The sequence below is a fragment of the Serratia sp. G204Y genome, from assembly GCF_051172435.1.
Lineage (GTDB): Bacteria > Pseudomonadota > Gammaproteobacteria > Enterobacterales > Enterobacteriaceae > Serratia > Serratia sarumanii.
Map to the genome: position 1 here is coordinate 86,974 of NZ_JBPIZA010000007.1, position 21,531 is coordinate 108,504.

At 60.8% G+C, this 21,531-nt stretch carries 19 protein-coding genes; 10 read left to right on the forward strand and 9 right to left on the reverse strand.

Features of this window, described 5'->3' with window-relative positions; all coding sequences use genetic code 11:
• Positions 1-5: 5 nt before the first annotated feature.
• From lgt to rppH, 3 genes are all read right to left on the reverse strand, one after another.
• Positions 6-878 carry a prolipoprotein diacylglyceryl transferase gene (gene lgt, locus ACSBQQ_RS22190; protein ID WP_033649501.1) on the reverse strand — a complete coding sequence of 291 codons (873 nt, stop codon included), beginning with the start codon at positions 876-878 and terminating at the stop codon, positions 6-8.
• A gap of 222 nt (positions 879-1,100) precedes the next feature.
• Positions 1,101-3,347, reverse strand: a complete 2,247-nt coding sequence (ptsP, locus tag ACSBQQ_RS22195; RefSeq protein WP_060429297.1) for a phosphoenolpyruvate--protein phosphotransferase — start codon at positions 3,345-3,347, stop codon at positions 1,101-1,103.
• A gap of 12 nt (positions 3,348-3,359) precedes the next feature.
• On the reverse strand, positions 3,360-3,887 hold the full coding sequence (gene rppH, locus ACSBQQ_RS22200; protein WP_004931849.1) for an RNA pyrophosphohydrolase: 528 nt from the start codon (positions 3,885-3,887) through the stop codon (positions 3,360-3,362).
• 696 nt (positions 3,888-4,583) lie between these two features.
• Here rppH and mutH point away from each other — a divergent pair.
• The 4 genes from mutH (at position 4,584) to ACSBQQ_RS22220 (ending at position 7,715) form a co-directional block, all read left to right on the forward strand.
• The gene (mutH, locus tag ACSBQQ_RS22205) at positions 4,584-5,270 is read left to right on the forward strand and encodes a DNA mismatch repair endonuclease MutH (protein WP_060429296.1); all 687 of its coding nucleotides are present in this window, start codon (positions 4,584-4,586) and stop codon (positions 5,268-5,270) included.
• A gap of 103 nt (positions 5,271-5,373) precedes the next feature.
• Positions 5,374-6,090 (forward strand): TerC family protein, encoded by a 717-nt coding sequence (locus ACSBQQ_RS22210; RefSeq protein ID WP_033635765.1) that lies wholly within the window; start codon positions 5,374-5,376, stop codon positions 6,088-6,090.
• Positions 6,091-6,249: 159 nt separating this feature from the next.
• A complete protein-coding gene (locus ACSBQQ_RS22215; protein WP_033635766.1) occupies positions 6,250-6,468 on the forward strand; it encodes a YgdI/YgdR family lipoprotein in 219 nt (72 codons plus the stop codon).
• Positions 6,469-6,674: 206 nt separating this feature from the next.
• On the forward strand, positions 6,675-7,715 hold the full coding sequence (locus tag ACSBQQ_RS22220) for an NADP(H)-dependent aldo-keto reductase (protein ID WP_060429295.1): 1,041 nt from the start codon (positions 6,675-6,677) through the stop codon (positions 7,713-7,715).
• Between the two features lie 33 nt (positions 7,716-7,748).
• On the opposite strand, the gene lplT is transcribed toward ACSBQQ_RS22220, so the two are convergent.
• From lplT to ACSBQQ_RS22235, 3 genes are all read right to left on the reverse strand, one after another.
• Complete coding sequence (lplT, locus tag ACSBQQ_RS22225) at positions 7,749-8,933, reverse strand: lysophospholipid transporter LplT (RefSeq protein WP_060429294.1); 1,185 nt, start codon at positions 8,931-8,933, stop codon at positions 7,749-7,751.
• On the reverse strand, positions 8,930-11,086 hold the full coding sequence (gene aas, locus ACSBQQ_RS22230) for a bifunctional acyl-ACP--phospholipid O-acyltransferase/long-chain-fatty-acid--ACP ligase (protein ID WP_033635771.1): 2,157 nt from the start codon (positions 11,084-11,086) through the stop codon (positions 8,930-8,932). Before aas ends, lplT begins: the two co-directional genes overlap by 4 nt.
• Before the next feature lie 348 nt (positions 11,087-11,434).
• A complete protein-coding gene (locus ACSBQQ_RS22235) occupies positions 11,435-13,693 on the reverse strand; it encodes a molybdopterin guanine dinucleotide-containing S/N-oxide reductase (protein ID WP_060419403.1) in 2,259 nt (752 codons plus the stop codon).
• A 220-nt stretch (positions 13,694-13,913) separates the two neighbouring features.
• Between ACSBQQ_RS22235 and galR the strand changes: the two genes are divergently transcribed.
• From galR to ACSBQQ_RS22250, 3 genes are all read left to right on the forward strand, one after another.
• Positions 13,914-14,933, forward strand: a complete 1,020-nt coding sequence (galR, locus tag ACSBQQ_RS22240) for an HTH-type transcriptional regulator GalR (RefSeq protein WP_060429293.1) — start codon at positions 13,914-13,916, stop codon at positions 14,931-14,933.
• 159 nt (positions 14,934-15,092) lie between these two features.
• Positions 15,093-15,437: a type II toxin-antitoxin system RelE/ParE family toxin gene (locus ACSBQQ_RS22245; protein ID WP_033635775.1), complete on the forward strand. Its 345-nt coding sequence runs from the start codon at positions 15,093-15,095 to the stop codon at positions 15,435-15,437.
• 5 nt (positions 15,438-15,442) lie between these two features.
• Complete coding sequence (locus ACSBQQ_RS22250) at positions 15,443-15,745, forward strand: helix-turn-helix domain-containing protein (RefSeq protein WP_004931828.1); 303 nt, start codon at positions 15,443-15,445, stop codon at positions 15,743-15,745.
• A 27-nt stretch (positions 15,746-15,772) separates the two neighbouring features.
• On the opposite strand, the gene lysA is transcribed toward ACSBQQ_RS22250, so the two are convergent.
• Positions 15,773-17,035 (reverse strand): diaminopimelate decarboxylase, encoded by a 1,263-nt coding sequence (gene lysA, locus ACSBQQ_RS22255; protein WP_033649495.1) that lies wholly within the window; start codon positions 17,033-17,035, stop codon positions 15,773-15,775.
• A 133-nt stretch (positions 17,036-17,168) separates the two neighbouring features.
• Between lysA and ACSBQQ_RS22260 the strand changes: the two genes are divergently transcribed.
• On the forward strand, positions 17,169-18,092 hold the full coding sequence (locus ACSBQQ_RS22260) for a LysR family transcriptional regulator (protein WP_033649494.1): 924 nt from the start codon (positions 17,169-17,171) through the stop codon (positions 18,090-18,092).
• A 27-nt stretch (positions 18,093-18,119) separates the two neighbouring features.
• On the opposite strand, the gene ACSBQQ_RS22265 is transcribed toward ACSBQQ_RS22260, so the two are convergent.
• Positions 18,120-19,028 carry a LysR family transcriptional regulator gene (locus ACSBQQ_RS22265; RefSeq protein ID WP_015378928.1) on the reverse strand — a complete coding sequence of 303 codons (909 nt, stop codon included), beginning with the start codon at positions 19,026-19,028 and terminating at the stop codon, positions 18,120-18,122.
• A gap of 108 nt (positions 19,029-19,136) precedes the next feature.
• On the opposite strand from ACSBQQ_RS22265, the gene ACSBQQ_RS22270 reads away from it, so the two are divergent.
• Together ACSBQQ_RS22270 and ACSBQQ_RS22275 are read left to right on the forward strand one after the other, a co-directional pair.
• A complete protein-coding gene (locus tag ACSBQQ_RS22270; RefSeq protein WP_039567352.1) occupies positions 19,137-20,021 on the forward strand; it encodes an MBL fold metallo-hydrolase in 885 nt (294 codons plus the stop codon).
• Positions 20,022-20,089: 68 nt separating this feature from the next.
• Positions 20,090-20,737, forward strand: a complete 648-nt coding sequence (locus tag ACSBQQ_RS22275; protein ID WP_039567349.1) for a DsbA family protein — start codon at positions 20,090-20,092, stop codon at positions 20,735-20,737.
• Between the two features lie 32 nt (positions 20,738-20,769).
• Here ACSBQQ_RS22275 and ACSBQQ_RS22280 read toward each other — a convergent pair whose 3' ends face one another.
• On the reverse strand, positions 20,770-21,477 hold the full coding sequence (locus ACSBQQ_RS22280) for a hypothetical protein (RefSeq protein ID WP_033635780.1): 708 nt from the start codon (positions 21,475-21,477) through the stop codon (positions 20,770-20,772).
• Positions 21,478-21,531 lie beyond the last annotated feature (54 nt).

Sequence of the window (21,531 nt, forward strand, 5' to 3'; positions counted from 1 at the left end):
GTCCCTCACGACATTTGTTGCTGCGGGCGACGACGGTACGCCCAAATCATCATAATAATACCGGCCACCACCATCGGGATGGACAGGATCTGCCCCATGCTGATCACGCCGTCGAACAGGCCGAGCTGGGCATCCGGCTGGCGGAACGCTTCAACGATGATGCGGAATGCGCCATAACCGATCAGGAACAGGCCCGAGACGGCGCCCATCGGCCGCGGCTTGCGAATAAACAGGTTCAGAATGATAAACAGCACCACGCCTTCCAGCAGCAGTTCATACAGCTGCGACGGGTGGCGCGGCAGTACGCCGTACTGATTCAATAACGGCAGCAAGGAAGGATCGGCGGCGGCGAGGGCCACGTCTTCGCTGCGCGAACTTGGGAACAGCATCGCCCAAGGGGTATCGGTGGTCACGCGGCCCCACAGTTCACCGTTGATGAAGTTGCCGAGGCGGCCGGCGCCCAGGCCGAATGGGATCAATGGCGCGATAAAATCGGAAACCTGGAAGAAGGTGCGTTTGGTGCGGCGAGCGAACCAGAACATCACCAGAATCACCCCCATCAAGCCGCCGTGGAACGACATGCCGCCATCCCAGACCTTGAACAGATAGAGCGGGTTATCCAGGAACAGCGGCAGGTTATAGAACAGCACATAGCCTACGCGGCCGCCGACGAATACGCCCAGGAAACCGGCGTAGAGCAGGTTTTCAACTTCGTCTTTGGTCCAGCCGCTGCCCGGCTTGTTGGCGCGGCGCACCGCCAGCCACATGGCAAAAACGAAGCCGACCAGGTACATCAGGCCATACCAATGCAGAGAAACCGGGCCAATGGAGAAAATGACCGGATCAAATTTAGGAAACGCCAGATAGCTATTGCTCATCTATCACCACAACATGTCTGTTATTTTTCCCCATGCGGGGGCGGCAGGTGCCAAGCGGCGGCGGAGATTGTCCCGCGTCTTGCAAGCAGCAGCATTGGCCGCTGCGGTGTGCAAGGCGACGAGCCTGCGCCGCACTGAGGTTGCGCATCATAACATAGGCTTAGCGCGGTCCGGTCCGGCAGGCCGGGAAAAGTTCTGTAAAAAAATCACAACGCGCGGCGGCTACCGGCCCCCGCGGATCAATCCGCCCATGCCGCGTCGCTCCATAAACGCCGCCACCAAATGGCGCACTTCGGTGGTCATCTGGGTGTTCAACACCCGCTGCGCCAACATTTCGGCGTCGGCAAGGTCGATATGCCGCAGCAGGTATTTGATGCGCGCCACGCTGCGGCCGTTCATGCTCAGATTGCGATAGCCCATGCCCACCAGCAACAGCGCGCCCATGGGATCGCCGGCCAGTTCACCGCACAGGCTAAGCTGCAACCCGGCCGCGTTCCCCTGCTCGGCGATCAGTTTCAGCACCTGCAGCATCGCGGGGTGCAAACTGTCATACAGCGAGGCGACTCGGGTATTGTTGCGATCCACCGCCAACAGGTACTGGGTCAAATCGTTGGTGCCGACCGAGATGAAATCAACGCGCCCGGCCAGATGCGGGATCAGGAAAATCATCGACGGCACTTCCAGCATCACGCCGATTTTCGGTTTCGGGATCGCATAGCCAAGCACCTCTTCCACCTCGCGCCCGGCGCGGTCAATCAGGCGTTTGGCCTCATCGACCTCTTCCAGGCTGGTGACCATCGGCAGCAGAATGCCCAGATTGCCGGTGCCGGCGTTGGCACGCAGCATGGCGCGCACCTGAATCAAAAAGATCTCCGGCTGATCCAGGGTGATGCGGATGCCACGCCAGCCCAGGCAGGGGTTCTCTTCGCTGATCGGCATATAAGGCAGCTGCTTGTCGGCGCCGATATCCAGAGTGCGCAGCGTGACCGGCTTGCTCGGGTAAAGCTGCAGCATGCCCTGGTACTGCGCGACCTGTTCCTCTTCGGAGGGGAAGCCGCTTTGCAACATGAACGGGATTTCGGTGCGGTATAACCCCACGCCATCTACCCAGCCGCCCAACAGCTGTTCATGTTCCGGGCTGAGGCCGGCATTCAGCATCACCTGAATGCGCTCGCCGCTTTTCAACTGCGCCGGCTGCTCGACGTCGTCTTCCGCCAGCTTGCTCAGTTCCAGCTCTTCGCTGATCAGCCGTTGATATTCCTGCACCAGCACCGGTTCAGGATCGACCAGCAGTTCACCGCGATAACCGTCGACGATCAGCAGCCGCTGGCTGAGCAGAGAAGGCTGGATGTCGGCGCCCATCACCGTCGGCACCCCCATCGCCCGCACCAGAATCGCCGCATGCGAGTTGGCGGCACCGTCGCGCACCACCACGCCGACCAGGCGATCCTGCGGCACTTCGGCCAGCAATGTCGCGGTCAGCTCATCCGCCACCAGCACAAAACGCGCCGGCCACTGGGTAGCGCCCTGAGTGGTGTCGTCGAGGTGGAACAGCAGGCGCTGGCCCAGCGCGCGCAGGTCGCTGCCGCGCTCGCGCATGTAGGTGTCCTGCAGTTTGGCAAACTGCTCGGCAAAGGTTTCTATCACCTGTTTCACCGCCCACTCCGCCACCGAACCGTTGTCGATTTCGGCGAACAGTTCGCGCTTGAGGCGGGCGTCGTTTAGCAGGTGAGAGTAAAGATCGAAGATCGCCGCGCTCTCTTTTTGCGAGCTGGCGGCAAAACGCTTGCTGAAGCGGCGAAACTCCGCGCCGGCCTCTTCCAGCGCCAGCGTCAGGCGCTCGCGCTCGCTGGCGGTGTCCAGCGTCGAAGCGCGGTAAACCTGATCGAGCGAAGGCTGGCTGCTGTCCTGCCACCCTTCCGCCACCGCCACGCCGGGCGAGGCCGCCAGCGCGCGCACGCGCGTTTGGCGATACTGGCCGAAAATGGCGTTGAGCTGCGACTGTGACAGGATCCCGGCCATCTGCGTGGCCAGTGTGACCATGAAAGACTCTTCGCTTTCGTCGAACTGGCGCAGCTCGCGCTGCTGCACCACCAGCACACCCAGCAGCTGGCGCCGATGAATGATCGGCACCCCGAGGAAGGACCTGAAACGATCCTCTTTCACTTGCGGGACGTATTTGAAACTGGGGTGGCTTTGGGCATCGGCCAGGTTGATAGGCTCGGCTCTGCGGCCGACCAACCCGACGACGCCCTCGTCAAACGCCAATGCGATAGTGCGCCCGCGCGGCTTTTTCAGCCCGCGCGTGGCCATCAGGTAGTAGCAGCGGCGATCGTTGTCCGCCAGATAGATGGAACACACTTCGGTGTCCATCGCCAGACAGGTTTCATTGACCAGCAGATCCAGCGCATCCGTCAGACTGGCCGCCGCAGCCACCTTCTCTACAATTTCTCGCAAGCGCGTGAGCATAGTCGGCTTAACTTAACCTCTCTTTCGGCGATAAGCAGGAGCCTGCCGCGGCGCCGCCTGCTCTTGCATCGGCATCACGGTCACGGCGAATTCTTTCATCACCCGGCGGTAGACGTCGCGTTTGAACGACACCACCTGGCGTACCGGATACCAGAAGCTCACCCAGCGCCAACCGTCGAACTCCGGCGTGCTGCTGCGCTGCATATTGATATCAGCGTCATTGCACAGTAGCTGCAACAAAAACCATTTTTGCTTTTGGCCGATACAAACCGGCTTTGTGTCCCAACGCACCAAACGTTTCGGCAATTTATAGCGCAACCAGTTGCGGGTCGAAGCCAGGATGCGCACATCCTTTTTACTCAGCCCCACTTCTTCGAACAGCTCACGGTACATCGCCTGCTCCGCAGTTTCGCCAGGGTTAATCCCACCTTGGGGAAACTGCCAGGAGTGCTGACCGTAACGGCGGGCCCATAAGACCTGCCCCTGACGATTACAGATTACGATACCAACATTCGGGCGGTAGCCATCATCATCGATCACCGGACTACCTCGATAAGCTTAAATTCGCATAGATGTCCTGATTGTTTCACACAAGCTACAGGCGGTAAACCACTGCTTTACGGCGCTGCGGGCCGAATAACATTGGGATAACTCACAGATATAGGCAAAGTTATAAACATACCCTAGCCTTTCAGACCGGTTTTATTCACTTTTTCTGTGGATAGGTGTGTGCAGAACTCGAGGAATAAGCCGGTAAAACTCTTAACCCCCAAAATCCCCCCTCAACACTAAAAACACATATTTATTTTAAAAACATACAATTATGCATTAACACATCGTTATATACAGGGCAAAAATGTGATCTGTGCACGGTAAGGATCTTACCCTGGCGAAAGATCCACCAACGTCGTTTTTATCCACAGATTATCCGGGCAAGTTACGCACAAAACGGACAAATTCGTAAAAAACCGCCCGAGTCAAGGCTGTAAATTGAACCAGTGATCGGCAAAAATTTGGGTTATCCCAAAAATCTGTGGATAAATAGGTGTAAGATCCTGTTTATTGTCGGTGGCTTCAGGTGAACAAGCCCCGCCAGTGCATTGTCCACCACGCCAAGAAAGGAAAAAAGTCATGTAAAATCATGCTACTATTATTCTTTTCCCCAAGCGATGGCGGTTATCGCTCACCGTGCATAATTGCAGTACGTTTTTCAACCAAATTAGACAGGCTTGATTTATGGCGTTTTTATCCCCTTTGCCGCCCCCGCCGGAAAATGAACGGCAGCTGTTCGAGCGCGCTCAGGCGCTGGCCGGCGCCAGCTTTGGCGAACTGGCCGCTCGCGCGCAGCTGCCGATCCCCAAGGATCTGAAACGCGATAAAGGTTGGGTAGGCATGCTGCTGGAGCTGTATCTCGGCGCCATGGCCGGCAGCAAACCGGAGCAGGACTTTCCCGAGCTGGGCATCGAGCTGAAAACCATTCCTGTCGACGCCGCCGGCAAACCGCTGGAAACCACTTTTGTCTGCGTCGCTCCGCTCACCGGCAACAGCGGCGTCACCTGGGCCAACAGCCACGTTCGCTACAAGCTGGCGCGCGTGTTGTGGATACCGGTAGAAGGCGAACGCCAGATCCCGTTGGCCGAACGCCGCGTCGGTTCGCCGCTGCTGTGGAGCCCAAGCGCGGCAGAAGACGAAATGCTGCGCCGCGATTGGGAAGAATTGATGGATCTGATCGTGCTCGGCCACGTAGAGCGCATCACCGCACGCCACGGCGAAGTGCTGCAGCTGCGCCCCAAAGCGGCTAACAGCAAGGCGCTCACCGAAGCCATCGGCGAACAAGGGCAACCGATCATGACGCTGCCGCGCGGCTTCTATCTGAAAAAGAGTTTTACCGGCACGCTGCTGGCAAGACATTTCTCAATCTAAGCGATTTCGTTTAACTCTGGTTTAGCTGCCCCTATCAGCGCCATGATAAACGCGTATAATTCACGCTTTGCATTTATTAAGTATTAATAAGGTGTGTCGAGCAATGTTCGAATGGATTATGGATCCCAATGCCTGGTTAGCGTTAGGCACGCTAACCATTCTTGAGATCGTACTGGGTATTGATAACATCATTTTTCTGTCGCTGGTGGTGGCCAAGCTCCCCAAAGCGCAACAGAACAAAGCTCGCCGGATCGGGCTGGCCGCCGCCATGCTTATGCGCCTGGCGCTGCTGGCTTCCATCGCCTGGGTGATTCGCCTGACCCATCCGCTGTTTACCGTGATGGAGCACAGCGTATCCGCTCGCGATCTGATCCTGCTGCTGGGCGGGCTGTTCCTGATCTGGAAAGCCAGCAAAGAGATCCACGAAACCATCGAAGGGTCGGAAGAAGAGCACCACACCAAGGTGCACAGCTTCTTCGGCGCGATCGTGCAGATCATGCTGTTGGATATTATCTTCAGCCTGGATTCGGTGATTACCGCCGTGGGCCTTTCCGACCATCTGTTCATCATGATGGCGGCAGTGGTGATCGCCGTCGGCGTGATGATGTTCGCTGCCCGACCGATCGGCGAATTCGTCAACCGCCATCCATCGGTGAAAATGCTGGCGCTGGCGTTCCTGATCCTGGTGGGCTTCACGCTGATGCTGGAAAGCTTCCAGGTGCACGTGCCAAAAGGCTACATCTACTTCGCCATGTTCTTCTCGATGTCGGTAGAAGCGCTCAATCTGATGCGCAGCAAAAAAAATCGCGCGCCGGAATAACGCTATCTATATGAAAGCCGCCATTGGCGGCTTTCATCACTTTGTTGACCTCTCATTTCACTTTTTCTTATCAGATAAAGACTTATCTGAGACGCGCTTCGCCGAGAGTTTGCTAATCTTGAAAGAACATTATTTTCTGCATAATCGAGGATCCGCAGGATGAAAAAGTGGGTAATGGCAGTGTCTGCGCTGGTGATGGTGGCTGGCCTGGCGGGGTGTTCCAGCGACTACGTGATGGCGACCAAAGACGGCAACATGATCCTGACGCAAGGCAAACCGGAGATCGATGAAGATACCGGCCTCATCAGCTATAAAGACGAGAAAGGCAACCAGCGCCAGATCAACGGCGATCAAGTTTCTCAGGTTATCGAACGCTAATCACCGCCCGCCGGCTATCGCCCGTTCAAGCGCGGTAGCCCCCATTCGCGTTCGCACGGAATCCGCTTCCCCCATCTTCACCGCTTGGTTATAGTCAGGAAAGGCGACATCGCCGCCCGACGGACTCTGCGCCGTCTTCTGACATTGGGCTCCTGTTTCACCGGGCCGCGCGGCCCGTAAGCGCTAACAAGAAAGGAAGGCCGTTAATGCAATACCACCGTATTCCCCACAGTTCTTTAGAAGTGAGCGTGCTGGGACTGGGCACCATGACCTTTGGCGAACAGAACAGCGAAGCCGACGCCCATGCGCAACTGGACTATGCATTGGCCGCAGGCGTGAACCTGATAGACAGCGCCGAACTGTACCCAGTGCCGCCCCGTCCGGAAACCCAGGGCCTGACCGAAAGCTATATCGGCAGCTGGCTCAAGGCGCGCGGCAATCGCGAAAAAATCGTCCTGGCCAGCAAAGTCTCGGGCCCGGTGCGCGGCACCGACAGCAGCATTCGCCCGCAGCAGGCGCTCGATCGCAAAAACATCCGCGCCGCGCTGGACGCCAGCCTCAAGCGGCTGAATACCGATTATCTCGATCTCTACCAATTGCACTGGCCGCAGCGCGCCACCAACTGTTTTGGCAAACTCAACTATCAATACACCGACGACAAAGCCACGGTCACGCTGCTGGAAACGCTGGAGGCGCTGACCGAGCAGGTGCGCGCCGGCAAGATCCGCTATATCGGGGTTTCCAATGAAACGCCCTGGGGCGTGATGCGCTACCTGCAGTTGGCGGAGAAACACGAGCTGCCGCGCATCGTGTCGATTCAAAACCCGTACAGCCTGCTGAACCGCAGCTTTGAGATTGGCCTGGCCGAGATCAGCCAGCACGAAGGGGTGGAACTGCTGGCCTATTCCAGCCTGGCGTTCGGTACCCTGAGCGGTAAATACCTCAATGGCGCAAAACCGGCCGGTGCGCGCAATACGCTGTTCACCCGCTTCAACCGTTATTCAGGGCAGCAAACCCAGCTGGCGATCGCCGAGTACGTGGCGCTGGCCAAAAAACACGGGCTGGATCCTTCGCAGATGGCGTTGGCCTTCGTGCGTCAACAGCCGTTCGTCGCCAGCACCCTGCTGGGCGCCACCACGGTGGATCAGTTGAAAATCAACATCGACAGCCTCGATGTGGTATTGGATGAAGACGTGCTGCAGGCGCTCGAAGAAATCCATACCCGGTTTACCATTCCGGCGCCTTAATACAGCAAGGGCGCAGCCTGGCTGCGCCCCGTTTCACCGCCGCTGCGACCACCATAGCGCGCTAATCGCCAGCGCAAACACCACGCCAAACCCTACGCCGACGCCCACCACCGGCACGCCCAGCTTCACCACCAGCGAATACAGCGCCAGCATCAGCAACATGGCGGCGTTTTCACCCAGGTTTTGCACCGCGATAGCATTGCCGGCGCCGACCGAATGCTTGCCCCGCTCCTGCAGCAACGCATTGAGCGGCACCACGAAGAAGCCCCCCAGCATGCCGATGATCGCCAACAAGACATAGGCATTGAGCATGGTGGTTTGCAGCGCGAATACCGCGACCGCAACGCCGATCAGGATCCCGGCCGGCATGCAGCGCTCCACCGTCTTCAGCGTGACAAAGCGTGCGGCGGCGCCGGCCCCCACCACGATACCGACGGCTACCATGGCGTTCAGCAGCGTCGGCGTGGCATTATCGGCGATGCCGAGCGCTACCGGCACCCACAGCACCAGAAGAAAACGCAGCGTCACGCCGGCCCCCCAGAACAGGCTGGTGCCGATCAAGGAAAAACGCGTCTGCCCATCGCGCCATAACGTGACGCAAGCGGTAAAGAAGCTGTTCGTCATGGCCCGCGGGCGCCAGGAAGCCCCCGGGCGCGCCGCCGCGAGGCGCGGAATATACAGGTTGGCGACCACCGCCCCCGCGTAAACCAAGGCGCAGACCGCCAGCGCCGCCACCACATGCCAGTCCGCCAGAATGCCACCGGCCACCGAACCGGTCAGAATGGCGGCGATAGTCGAGGCCTCCATCAGGCCGTTAGCCTTGACCAGCTTCTCGCCGCTGGTGATCTCGCCCAGAATGCCGTATTTGGCCGGCGAATACGCGGCGGCTCCCACCCCGACTAGGCTGTAGCCGAGGAACGGGTTTCCCCCAAAACAGATCACCAACGCCCCCGCCAATTTTAAGGCGTTGGCGAACATCATCACCCGCCCTTTGGCAAAGCTGTCGGCCACCTGGCCGACAAACGGCGCCAGGATGATGTAGGTGGCGACGAAAGCCATCTGCAGGATCGGCTGGCTCCAGTCCGGATACAGCTGCTGCTTGATCAACGCCAGCGTGGCGAACAGCAACGCATTGTCGCCGAACGCCGAGAGGAACTGCGCGCTGATGACGGCGATCATGCCGCGTGACAGCAAAGGGGACTCGGTCGAAGGATTCATCGGGCACTCTCCGGCTGTTCGGCCATATGACGCAGGGTGACGAAATCGGGTTTGCCGCTGCCGAGCACCGGCAGCGTTTTCAACAGGCGAATATCGCGCGGCACCGCCAGCTCCGGGCTGCCCAGCTCACGCGCCACCCGCAGCAATGCTTCACGAGTGATGGCGGGATCGGTGGTGAACAGCACCAGCGCCTCGCCTTTGCTGCTGTCGCCTTTGGCCGTGGCGGCATGCATTTTTTCCGGCGACAGCCGTTGCGCCAGCAATTCGACGCTCTCCAGCGACACCATCTCGCCCGCCAGCTTGGCGAAGCGTTTCACGCGGCCGCGAATGGTGCAATAGCCCTGCTCATCCAGGCTGACGATATCGCCGGTGTCGTACCAGCCCGGCTGCAGCACGCCATTCGCATCTTCCGCCGCCGGCGGTTCCAGCTCGCCGGGGCGCTCAACCCGCAGATAGCCTTTCATGATGTTCGGCCCCTTCAGCTGCAGGCGGCCGCCGTTATCGATGCCCGGCACCGCAATCAGGCGCGCCTCCATCTGCGGCATGATGCGGCCGACGGTGCCCACCTTGGTCGCCAACGGCACGTTAATGGATACCACCGGCGCGCACTCGGTCACGCCATAGCCTTCCAGAATGCGGATGCCGTATTTGTCCTGGTAGATCTGTTTGGTGCTGTCCGCCAGTTTTTCCGCGCCGGCCACCACGTAGCGCAGGCGGGCGAAATCATACGGATGCGCGAAACGCGCATAGTTGTTGAGGAAGGTCGCCGTGCCGAACAGCACCGTGCAGTTGCGGTCATACACCAGCTCCGGCACCACGCGATAGTGCAACGGGCTGGGGTAGAGGAAAATGCGGCTGCCGGTGATCAGCGGCGTAAGCAGCCCCACCGTCAGGCCGAACGAGTGGAACAGCGGCAGCGACGACATGAAACGGTCGCGCGGCGTGAAGTCGGCGATGGTGCGAATTTGTTCTACGTTAGCCAGCAGGCTGGCATGCGAATGCACCACGCCCTTGGGGTGGCCTTCGGAACCGGAAGTGAACAGGATCAGCGCCGCGTCCTCCGGGCGTTGCGGCAACGCCGCGCGCTGCGGCTGCAGCAAGTGCCGCAAAATCCACAGCTTGTCCGCCAGCGTAACGGTGTCTTTCAGATCTTCCAGATACACCCAGTTGGCCTGCGTCACCTGCTCCGGCAGGTGGGTCAGCTTGCCCTTCTCCAGAAACTGGCGCGAGGTGACGATGGTCTTGATGCCGGCGGCGAGCATCGCGCTGTTCAGGCCGTTGGCGCCGGCGGTGTAGTTGAGCATCGCCGGAATGCGGTTACGCAGCGAAGCGCCGAAGATCGCCGCCGCGGTGATGGTGGCGTTCGGCAACAGCAGCCCGACGTGTTCCCCTTCGGCGGTAAAGCGCTGCAGAATGCGGCTGACGCCCAGCGATTTCTTGATCAGCGTCTGGTAACTGTCTTCTTTGAAAGCGATGTCTTCGATACAGGGCTTGCGGCGCCCGTAGCGGTGCTGCGCCGCCAGCAAGGCATGGAACAGCGTCTGCGGTTCGCGCGTATCCATTCGCGCCCGCATCATGATCTGCATCAGCCGATCGCCCGCCAGCGCCCGGCGTTCACGCGCGCGCGGCGCTTCCGGCATCGGCAGCGTGGTCGGCGGCAAGATGCGGATGCTGATTTGCGGGAACCAGCGGATCTTGAACACCCCGGCCATGCGGCCGAACGGGCTGAACTCGGGGCCGTCGATCCGCACCGGCACCACGGTGGCGCCCGATTTGGCAGCGATAAACGCCGCGCCGTCGTAGATTTTCATCAGCGCGCCGGTCACGGTGATGCGCCCTTCAGGGAACACCACGATCGGCCGCCCCTGCTCGACCATGCGCACCAGTTGCTTGATGGCCATCGGCTTGGTGGGATCGAGCGAGACGAAATCAATGTAGGGCCGCAGCCAGCGCATAAACCAGCTTTCGCCGATGCTGGCGTAAACCGCAAACACCGGCTTAATCGGCAGGAACAGCGCCAGCAGCACGCCGTCGAGGAAAGAGACGTGGTTCGGCGTAATCAGCAGTTTTTGCCGCTCGAAGTGCTGAACATCCCCTTCGACCCGTACCCGAAACAGCAGGCGAAACAGCGCGCGCAGCAGTGAAAAGATCATGCCCTTCTCCCTTGGCCATGGAGGCGTAAATCGTTGTAGGGAAAAGAATACTATATGGCAGGCAAAAAAAAACCTACGCATCCGCGTAGGTTGGTGCAATTGAAAATGGCTTCAACATACAGAGTATGCTGATTTCTCACCAATCAATACCTCTGGGATCACCTACTCTAGAGAGATGGCGTGCAGGAAACTACCGGCGAATCGCAAGAGTTCTGCTCCAAATGCAACCAGCTGTAAATTTCCCGCGATCTGCTGTAATAACTCAATGAAACTTAAACCTTCCCGCAGCGGCGAAAAAATAAATACAGCCGCGACGGCGAGCCGGTTATCCCGACGTGAAACCTTCACTCATCGCGCGCTGACCTCCACCAGGCAACTCATGGCGTTCGGCCCCTGCGTCAGCGGCGAGGTGCCGATATCCAGCGTCAGCACGTTCGGGTTGCCCGCCTGCTCGACCGGCCGGCGCTGCGCGTCGTAACCCGGCTCGAACCAGGCGCCGGTCGCCATCAGCACCACGCCGCGCGTCACGCCGTCGGTGAGGGAGGCCCCCGCCAAACAGCTGCCGCGCGCATTGCTGACCAGCACTTCGGCGCCGTCCGCCACGCCGCGCTGCGCCGCGTCCTCCGGATGCATATACAGGGTTTCGCGCCCGGCGGTCTTATTGCCCTGCGCCAGCGGTGCCGGATCCATCTGGCTGTGCAGACGATCGCTCGGTTGAATGGAGATCAGATGCAGCGGCCAGGTTTTGGCCTGCGGCGCCCCCAGCCACTCGATCGGCGGCCGCCACTGCGGATGCGGAGCGAAATCCTCGTAGCGATAACCGGCGATCCGCTCGCTGAACAGTTCGATCTTGCCGCTGGGCGTCTGCAGCGGGTTAGCCTGCGGATCGGCGCGAAACTCGTCAAAAAACACGAACTCCTTGGCCGGCGCGGGCAGTTCGACATAGCCCCGGCGCCAAAAATCCTCAAACTCGGGCCAGGCGACGCCGGCGCGCCGCTGCGCCGCGCCGCATTGCCGATAGATATCTTCGATCCAGGCCCGCTCGCCGCGGTTTTCGGTAAAGCGCTCGCGATAGCCCAGGCGCTCCGCCAGATCGGCGAAGATATCGAAATCGTTGCGCGCCTGATGCTGCGGCGCAATCGCCTGATGCATCGCCAGCACGTAGCGATCGCGCGAGGAGCCGCCGATGTCGTTGCGCTCCAGCGAACTGGTGACCGGCAACACGATATCCGCCATTTTGGCCGCCGCCGTCCACCAGATATCTTGTACGATCACCGTATCCGGCTTCTGCCAGCCCTCCACCAGCCGGTTCAGCTGCTGATGGTGATGGAACGGGTTGCCGCCGGCCCAGTGCACCAGGTGGATATCCGGGTACTGCCGCGTCTCGCCGCAAAATTGATAGGTTTCGCCGGGGTGCAGAAGCATGTCGCAGATGCGCGCCACCGGGATCGCCAGCCCGGCCGGGTTTTCCCCTACCGGCATGGTCGGCGCGGGTGTGTCCACGCGCGGGTTGCCGACGCCGTTCATCGAGCCGTGGCCGAACGAGAAGCCGCCGCCCGGCAGGCCCACCTGGCCCAACATCGACGACAGCGCGATCATCATCCAATAGGGTTGCTCGCCGCGGTGCGCGCGCTGTACGGAGTAGGAACAGGTGATAAAACTGCGCACGCCGATCAGCTGCCGCGCCAGCAGGGCGATGCGCGCCGCCGGAATGCCGGTAATGGCGCTGGCCCAGGCCGGCGTTTTCGCCACGCCGTCGCTCACGCCGTTCAGGTAATCCGCCAACTGTTGATAGCCCACGCAGTGGCTGCGCAGGAAGGCTTCGTCCTGCGCGCCCAGCCGCTGAATTTCGTAAGCCAGCGCCAGCATCAGCGCCACGTCGGTATTCGGCCGGATCGGGATCCACTCCGCGTTGACGAACCCGGGGCAGTCGTCGCGCATCGGGCTGATGTTGACAACCGGCGTGCCCTTGTGCGCCAGCTTTTGCAGCCAGGGTTTGAGCGCATGCTCCGCCGCGCCGCCGGAAGAGACCTGGGCATTTTTCAGCGCCAGCCCGCCAAACGCCACAAACAGCTCGCAATGCTCCACCACGCTTGGCCAACTGGTGACGCGCCCGGTCAACGGCGAGAAAGTGCCGATCACATACGGCAGGAAAAACTGCGCCGCGCCCCAGCTGTAGTTGCCCTGCTGATCGACCCCGCCGCCGCCGCTGAAATAGAACCGTCGCACCAGCGAGCGCGCATGATGCAAGCGCCCGGCCGACGACCAGCCATAAGAGCCGGTAAACAGCCCGGAGGCGCCGTAGCGATCGCGCACCCGGCGATTCTCCTGCGCCACCAAATCGAGCGCCAGCTCCCAGTCCACCTCGACGAAATCTTCCCTGCCGCGCAGCGTGCGGTCGCTGCCCTCGCGCTTTTGCAGCCACGAGCGGCGCACCGCCGGCTTGCGGATACGTTTGTCGGAGTAAACCATCGGTACGATGGAATCGAGCAACGGCGAAGGGTCGGGATCGTCGGCGAAGGGTTCACAGCGGATAAGCCGGCCGTCTTCAACCACGGCGGTATAGGCGCCCCAATGGGCGAGCTGCGGATAGCGTTTAATGGACATGGCGTTCTCGGCGCAAATCGGAATGCACAGACGTTACCTCAGCCCGTCGCCAGTGCCAACGTACAAATTGCGCTATCGTTCGGCGGCCGACGGTTATGCGCGCAGCCGCGAAAAGATTCTGCAACGGCCGCCACAAGTTGCGCACAACACCGCTTGCAGCCCCGGTTTTTTTCCGCAAAACTGGGGGATGTAAGCGATTACCCAGGATGTGTTGACTGATATGGCTACGATAAAGGATGTTGCCAGGCTGGCGGGTGTTTCCGTGGCCACGGTATCCCGCGTGATAAACAATTCCCCCAAGGCCAGCGAAGGGTCGCGCACCGCGGTGCTGGCCGCCATGGAACAGCTGCAGTATCACCCCAATGCCAACGCACGGGCGCTGGCGCAGCAGTCCACCGAAACGCTGGGCCTGATCGTCTCCGACGTTTCCGACCCCTTCTTCGGGGCGATGGTCAAAGCGGTCGAGCAGGTGGCCTACGCCACCCACAATTTTCTGCTGATTGGCAACGGTTACCACGACGCCGAAAAAGAGCGTCAGGCGATTGAACAGCTGGTGCGACATCGCTGCGAGGCGCTGGTGGTGCACGCCAAAAGTCTGAGCGATCGGGAACTTGGCGGCTGGATGCAGCAGATCCCGGGCATGGTGCTGATCAACCGCACGCTGCCGGGTTTTGAAAAGCGCTGCGTGGCGCTCGACGATCGCTACGGCGCCTGGCTGGCGACCCGTCATCTGATCCAGCAAGGGCATCAGCGCATCGCCATCATCTGCTCCACCCACCAGATTTCCGACGCCACCGATCGCCTGCAAGGCTATCTCGACGCGCTGCAGGAGCACGGCATTGCGGTGGATGAAAAGCTGATCGCCTACGGCGAACCGGACGAGATCGGCGGCGAACAGGCGATGACCGAATTGCTCGGCCGCGGCCGCTCTTTCTCCGCCGTTACCTGCTACAACGATCCGATGGCCGCCGGCGCGCTTTCGGTGCTGAGCGACAACAGCGTCGACGTACCTGGGCAAATTTCGCTGATCGGTTTCGACGACGTACTGATTTCGCGCTACCTGCGGCCGCGCCTGACCACCGTTCGCTACCCGATCGTGGCGATGGCGACCCAGGCGGCGGAACTGGCCCTGGCCTTGGCCAATCGTCAACCGCTGCCGGAAATCACCAACATGTTCAGCCCGACGCTGGTGCGCCGCCACTCGGTCGCCACCCTCAACAACGCGCACGAACAGCCGTAATTCGCGCCGCCGCATGGGTGAGCCATCACCCATGCGCTCAGATTGCGCAGCCCGCCGCATTTCCCGCTTTTGGATTTTTTCCGCTCCCAGCGTTCGTGCATATTGTTGGCACAATAACCTTTACACTATATAGCATAAACGCTATGTTCGGAGCGCATCATGTGGCAAGTGGTGACCGTCGAACGGTTCGACGACTGGTTTTTAGCGCTGAACAACGCCCAGCAAACAAGCATCCTGGCGGCGATCTTCAAATTGCAGACGTTCGGCCCGCAGTTGACGCGGCCGCATGCCGATACGCTGTATTTTTCCGACGCGGTCCGGCAGTTGAAGGAGCTGCGCGTTCAACATCGCGGGCGCCCTTTCAGGGTGTTTTTCGCCTTTGACCCACAGCGGCAAGCGGTATTGCTGTGCGGTGGCGATAAAACCGGCGACAAACGCTTTTACCAGCGCATGTTGCCCATCGCCGCCATGGAGTTTTCACATTATCTGGCAACCCGGAGGTAGTGCAGATGGCCAAACCTTTATCCCAACTGATCGATAAACTCGATCCCGCCGTCGTTGCCGCCGCCAGGCAAAAAGCGGACCAGGAAATTTTCGAGCTGCGGCTGGCGATGCTGAGGGAAGAGCTGGCGGTCTCTCAGGTTGAATTGGCGAAGCGGCTCGGCATCAGCCAACCCTCCGTCGCCAATTTGGAAAAGCGCGGCAGCGAAATAAAGCTGTCGTCGCTCAAACGCTATATCGAGGCCATGGGCGGCACGCTGTCGCTGGATGTGCAATTGCCCAATGGCCAACACCGCCGCATGACGCTGTGAAGCGAGCGCAAGGCGCCCGCCCGCTTATCAGATAAGCTCCAGCGCGATCAGCTCTTCGATGGTCTGGCGGCGGCGGATCAGCCGCGGCTCGCCGTTTTCGAACAGCACTTCGGGCAACAGCGGGCGGCTGTTGTAGTTGGAGGACATCGATGCGCCGTAGGCACCGGTGTCGTGGAACACCAGATAATCGCCGATCTGCACCGGCGGCAGTTCGCGGGTTTCCACGCCGCCGCCCGCCTGCTGGGTGAACACGTCGCCGGATTCGCACAGCGGCCCGGCAATTACCGTCTCGCGCAGCGCTTGCCGCGAGGTGTCGCGCCCATCGGCCGGCAACAGCGAAATATGGTGATAGCTGCCGTACATTGCCGGGCGCATCAGATCGTTAAAACCGGCGTCCACCAGCACGAAGTGGCGGCTGCCCATGTCTTTTACCGCCCGCACCTCGGCCACCAAGACGCCCGCTTCCGCCATCAGGAAACGCCCCGGTTCGATCTCCAGCTGCACCGGATGCCCCAGATGCGCGGCGATGCGTTCACGCGCCCGGTTCCACAACCCGAAATAGTGTTCGGTATCGATCGCCTCTTCGCCGTACTGGTACGGGATAGACAGGCCACCGCCGGCGGAAATGGCGCTGATATCATGACCGAGATCGATCACCTGCTGCACCATCGCATCGCAGACGCGCTCCAGATGCTGGTAATCGACGCCGGAACCGATGTGCATGTGCACGCCGACAAGCTTCAGGCCGTAGCGGCGAATTTTCTCCACCGCCTGCGGCAGGTCGGCATACCAGATACCGTGCTTGCTATTCTCGCCGCCGGTGTTGGTTTTCTGGCTGTGGCCGTGGCCAAAACCCGGGTTAATGCGCAGCCACACCGGGTGCCCTGCGGAAACCTGGCCGAGCTGATCCAGCATGTCGATGGAACCGGCGTTGACCGGGATCTTCAATTCGCTGACGCGCGCCAGCGTGGCATGATCCAACACGTCCGCGGTAAACACGATTTCGCTCGGTTCGCCGCCCGGCTGAAAACCGGCCTGCAGCGCCCGCTCGATCTCGCCCAGCGACACCGAATCCACCTTCACGCCCTGCTCGCGCATCAAGCGCAAAATATGAATGTTCGAACAGGCCTTCTGTGCGAAACGGATAGTGTCGAAGTGGCGCAGCTGAGCAATGCGCTGGCTGATGATGTCCGCATCATAGGCCCAAACCGGGCAGCCGAAACGCTGCGGCAAGGCCAACAGGTTAGCGGCGTTCAACGCAGTGGAGGTGTCGTGCAACGGGCGTGGCATGGCGATATTCCCAATTCGAAAATGACGGCAGATAACGCCATAGTGCCGCACGCTGAATCGGGTGGAAAATATCTATTTAGCCGTAGTCTATTCATTTATGATATGGCTTTCCCCTTAATCGAGCGGCCTCGCCATGCACAGCATCTCTTTGCGGCAGATCGAAATCTTTCGGGCGGTGATGACCACCGGCAACCTGACCGAGGCGGCGGCCCTGCTGCAGACCTCGCAACCGACCGTCAGCCGTGAGCTGGCGCGTTTTGAAAAGCTGATTCGGCTGCAGCTGTTCGATCGGGTGCGCGGGCGCTTGTCCCCTACCGTGCAGGGATTGCGGCTGTTCGAAGAGGTGCAGCGCTCCTATTACGGCCTCGATCGCATCGTCAACGCCGCCGCCGGCATCCGCCAGTTTCAGCAGGCGCAGCTGTCGATCGTGTGCCTGCCGGTATTTTCCCAATCGCTGCTGCCGGCGGTGTGCCGGCCCTTTATCGAACGTTACCCGGAAGTCAGCTTTAGCGTTATCCCGCAAGAGTCGCCGCTGCTGGAAGAGTGGTTGTCGGCCCAGCGCCACGATCTCGGGCTGACGGAAACCACCCTGACGCCGGCGGGCACCGAGCGAGTGACGCTGATGACGTTGAACGAAGTGTGCGTGCTGCCGACGGGCCACCCGCTGCTGCTGAAAGATCGGCTGACGCCGCAGGACTTCGCCGGGCAGAACTTTATCAGCCTGTCGAGCACCGACAGCTATCGCCACCTGCTGGATGCTTTGTTCGGCGAACAGGGCGTCGAGCGCCGCATGGTGATGGAAACGCACAGCGCGGCATCGGTATGCGCCATGGTGAGGGCCGGCGTGGGGGTGTCGATCGTCAACCCGCTGACGGCGCTCGACTATGCCGGCAACGGCGTGCACGTGCGGCCGTTCAGCATCGACGTGCCGTTCACCGTCAGCCTTATTCGGCCGCTACACCGCCCCTCGTCGGCGCTGGTGACGGCCTTTATCGACCACCTTCATCAGCAGGCCGCCACCTTTGTCGCCCGGCTGGCCGCCGCCGTCAGGCGCTGAAAGCGGCGGGGGAATATTGCCGCAGCATCAGCGCAGCGTCGCCTGCCACTGCGGATCGGTGGCGAACCACTCCACCAGAAAGTCCAGCATGGTACGCAAGGTGGCGGGCATCTGGCGGCGCGAGGTGTAGATGCCGTAGATGCCCATCGACTGTGGCCGGTAATCCGGCAACAGTTCGACCAGTTCGCCGCTGGCCAGCAGCGGCGCCGCCGAATAATAGGGCTGCATGGAAATGCCCGCGCCCTGCACCGTGCCGGCCATCAGCACCACCGACTCGTTGGCGCTCAGGTTGCCGCTGACCGCCACCGCCGATTTCACCCCCTGCGCGTCAAAATGCCACAGGCTTTTGCCGAAATAGGAATAAGTCAGGCAGTTGTGCAACGCCAAATCCTGCGGTTGACGCGGGGTGCCGTGCGCCGCCAGATAAGCGGGCGCGGCGCACACCACCGATGCGCAGGTGGACAGCGGGCGGGCGATCAGGTTGGGATCCAGCTCGTTGGTGATGCGCAGCGCCAGATCGATGCGCTCTTCCACCAGGTTCACCGCCCGATTGTTCATCTGCAGATCGACCGCCACCTGCGGGTGGCGCTTCAGATACTGAGCGACCGCCCCCACCAGCGCCGTTTGCCCGAGCGACTGCGAACAGGTGATGCGCAGCAGGCCGCGCAACTCGTCGCTCTGCCCTTCCTCCACCAGGTCGATCTCCCCCGCCAGCGCCAGCATTTGCCGGCAGCGCTCCAGAGTACGCTCACCGGCGTCGGTCAGACTAAGCTTACGGGTAGTGCGGTGCAGTAAACGCGCCCCGGCCCATTGCTCCATCTGCGCCAGGTAGCGCGTCACCATCGCGCGCGACATCTCCAGCGTTTCCGCAGCGGCGATCATGCTGCCGCGATCGACGATGGTGACAAAAACCTCTGCGGCGGTAATGCGATCCATGATTAGTCCGATTTATGCAACGAATAATTGCTTATTATCCGGTTTTTCTATCGATTTATGCAACCTAACATCATTACAACATTAACCGATACCTAAGGACCTCTGCCCATGTTTAAGAAATCACTGTTAACTCTGGCCTTCACCGGCGTCGCCACCCTCAGCGCCTACGCCACCGCGGCCGATACCCTGACCATGGAAGTGTATAACCCGGGCGAGAAAAGCGTGTTCCCAGTGTCTTCCGAAATCATCAGCGGCAAACACGAAGTGGCGCTGATCGACGCTCAGTTCCAGCGTAACGACGCCGAAGCGCTGGTGAAAAAGATCAAGGCTACCGGCAAGAAACTGACCACCGTTTACATCAGCCACTCAGACCCGGATTTCTATTTCGGTCTGGACGTGATTAAAGCGGCCTTCCCGGAGGCGAAAATCATCGCTTCGCCAGGCACCATCAAGGACATCAACGCTACCAAAGACGGTAAAGTCGCCTATTGGGGCCCGATCCTGAAAGACAACGCGCCGAAAACCGTGATCGTGCCGCAGCCGCTGCAGGGCGACAGCTTCACCATCGACGGCCAGAAAGTGGAAGTGAAAGGCCTGAACGGCCCGACCCCCGATCGCACCTTCGTGTGGATCCCGGCGCTGAAAGCGGTAGTGGGCGGTGTCGCGGTCGCCGGTGACAATATCCACCCGTGGATCGCCGACAACCAGAGCGTGGAATCGCGCCAGCACTGGCAGCAGACGCTGAAAAACATCGAAGCGCTGAAGCCGCAGGTCGTGGTGCCGGGCCACTTCCTGCCGGGCGCAGCGCAAACGCTGGCATCGGTGCACTTTACCCAGAAATACCTGACCACGCTGGAAGCCGAGCTGCCGAAGGCCAAGGATTCCGCCGCGCTGATTGAGGCGATGAAAAAGCACTACCCGACGCTGAAAGACGAGTCGAGCCTGGAACTGAGCGCGAAAGTGCTGAAAGGCGAGATGAAGTGGCCGCAATAAGCGCCCGTGCGTGATTGAACCAGCCCTGGCGCCGCGGTGAGCTGCCGCGCGCCAGGCGAGGAGTAAAGATGACCGAAACCACTCTGCATTACATTTTCGATCCGCTGTGCGGCTGGTGCTACGGCGCCGCACCGCTGGTGAAAGCGGCTCAGAGCCTCCCTGGGCTGAAGATCGTGCCGCATGCCGGCGGCATGATGACCGGCAACAACCGCCGTCAGATTACCGACGAATGGCGCAACTACGTCATTCCGCACGACAAACGCATCGCCGAGATGACGGGCCAGCCTTTTGGCGAAGCCTATTTCAACGGCCTGCTGCGCGACACCACGGCAGTGATGGATTCCGAGCCGCCGATCACCGCTATCCTGGCGGCGGAAAAGCTGGCGGGGCGCGGGCTGGACATGCTGCACCGCATTCAGCAGGCGCACTATCAAGAAGGCCGGCGCATCGCCGATACGCCGGTGCTGGAAGCGTTGGCGAAAGAGCTGGGGTTGCCTTCGGCGGCGTTTATCGCCGAAATGCGTTTCAACACCGGCGCGCCAACCGCTCAGCACATCGCGGAAAGCCGGGCGCTACTGGCCAAAGTGCAAGGCCAGGGCTTCCCGACCTTTGCGCTGCAGGACAGCGAAGGCCGTCTGCATCTGCTGCCGGCCGGCAACTATCTGGGTAACGTGGAAGCCTGGAAAAACCTGCTGGGCGCCGCCGCGCTGGCGTAACCTACCTTTCCCGCCCCGGCTGCCGGGGCGGGTCATTCGACCCGCACGAACCGCCCTTCCGCGCGCACGTTGTGACCGAACCCGCAATCCCCCCGCGTGTGCATCTCCAGCGCTTGCTCGCCAAATTCCAGCGTGACGTCGCAGACCTGCGCGCTTTCCGAGTCATGCTGATGGTAGACCGCTTTGCCGTGCTCGATTGGCAGCTCGGCGGTGAAGTCACCCATGTTCGGCCCGTAATACAGCCCCATCTGCGGCATGGCGTAGCCGGAAAAATCGATCAGCCAGCGCTCGCCCTGCGGCTTCACCGCCACTTCGCTCCACACGCCGCGCCCGGCGTATTGCCAATACACGCCGCCCGGCCCCTGCGGCTGCGGCCGCTGCGCCAGGCGTTGGCGCAACAGGCTCATGTTGTGCTGCGATTTGTCATCGTGCGGCGCCAACGCCAGGTAGGCCTGTGCCTTGAGCAATTCCCCGGCGCGCATCAGCGACAGCGCCACGTTGTTGTAGGCCGTGGCGATGGCCTGCTCGCTCAGGCCGCAAAACTCGCTCCAGGCCGCCTGATCGCGAAAGATGTCGGCAGCTTTGGCGTAATCCTGCCGCTGATAGGCCTTTTTTCCCAGTTCGGCGTAGCTCGCCACCTTTTGGCAGTCGGCGGCGATGTCCGGCTCGTCAATGTGCGCCCAAGCCCGGGCGCCGGCGAAGACGCCGCAGGTCAGCAACAGGGGAAACCAAGCCTTCATCGTTTATCCTTTCTGCAAAAATTCGGCGCCAGTATAACCGCCCGGCGGTGGAGT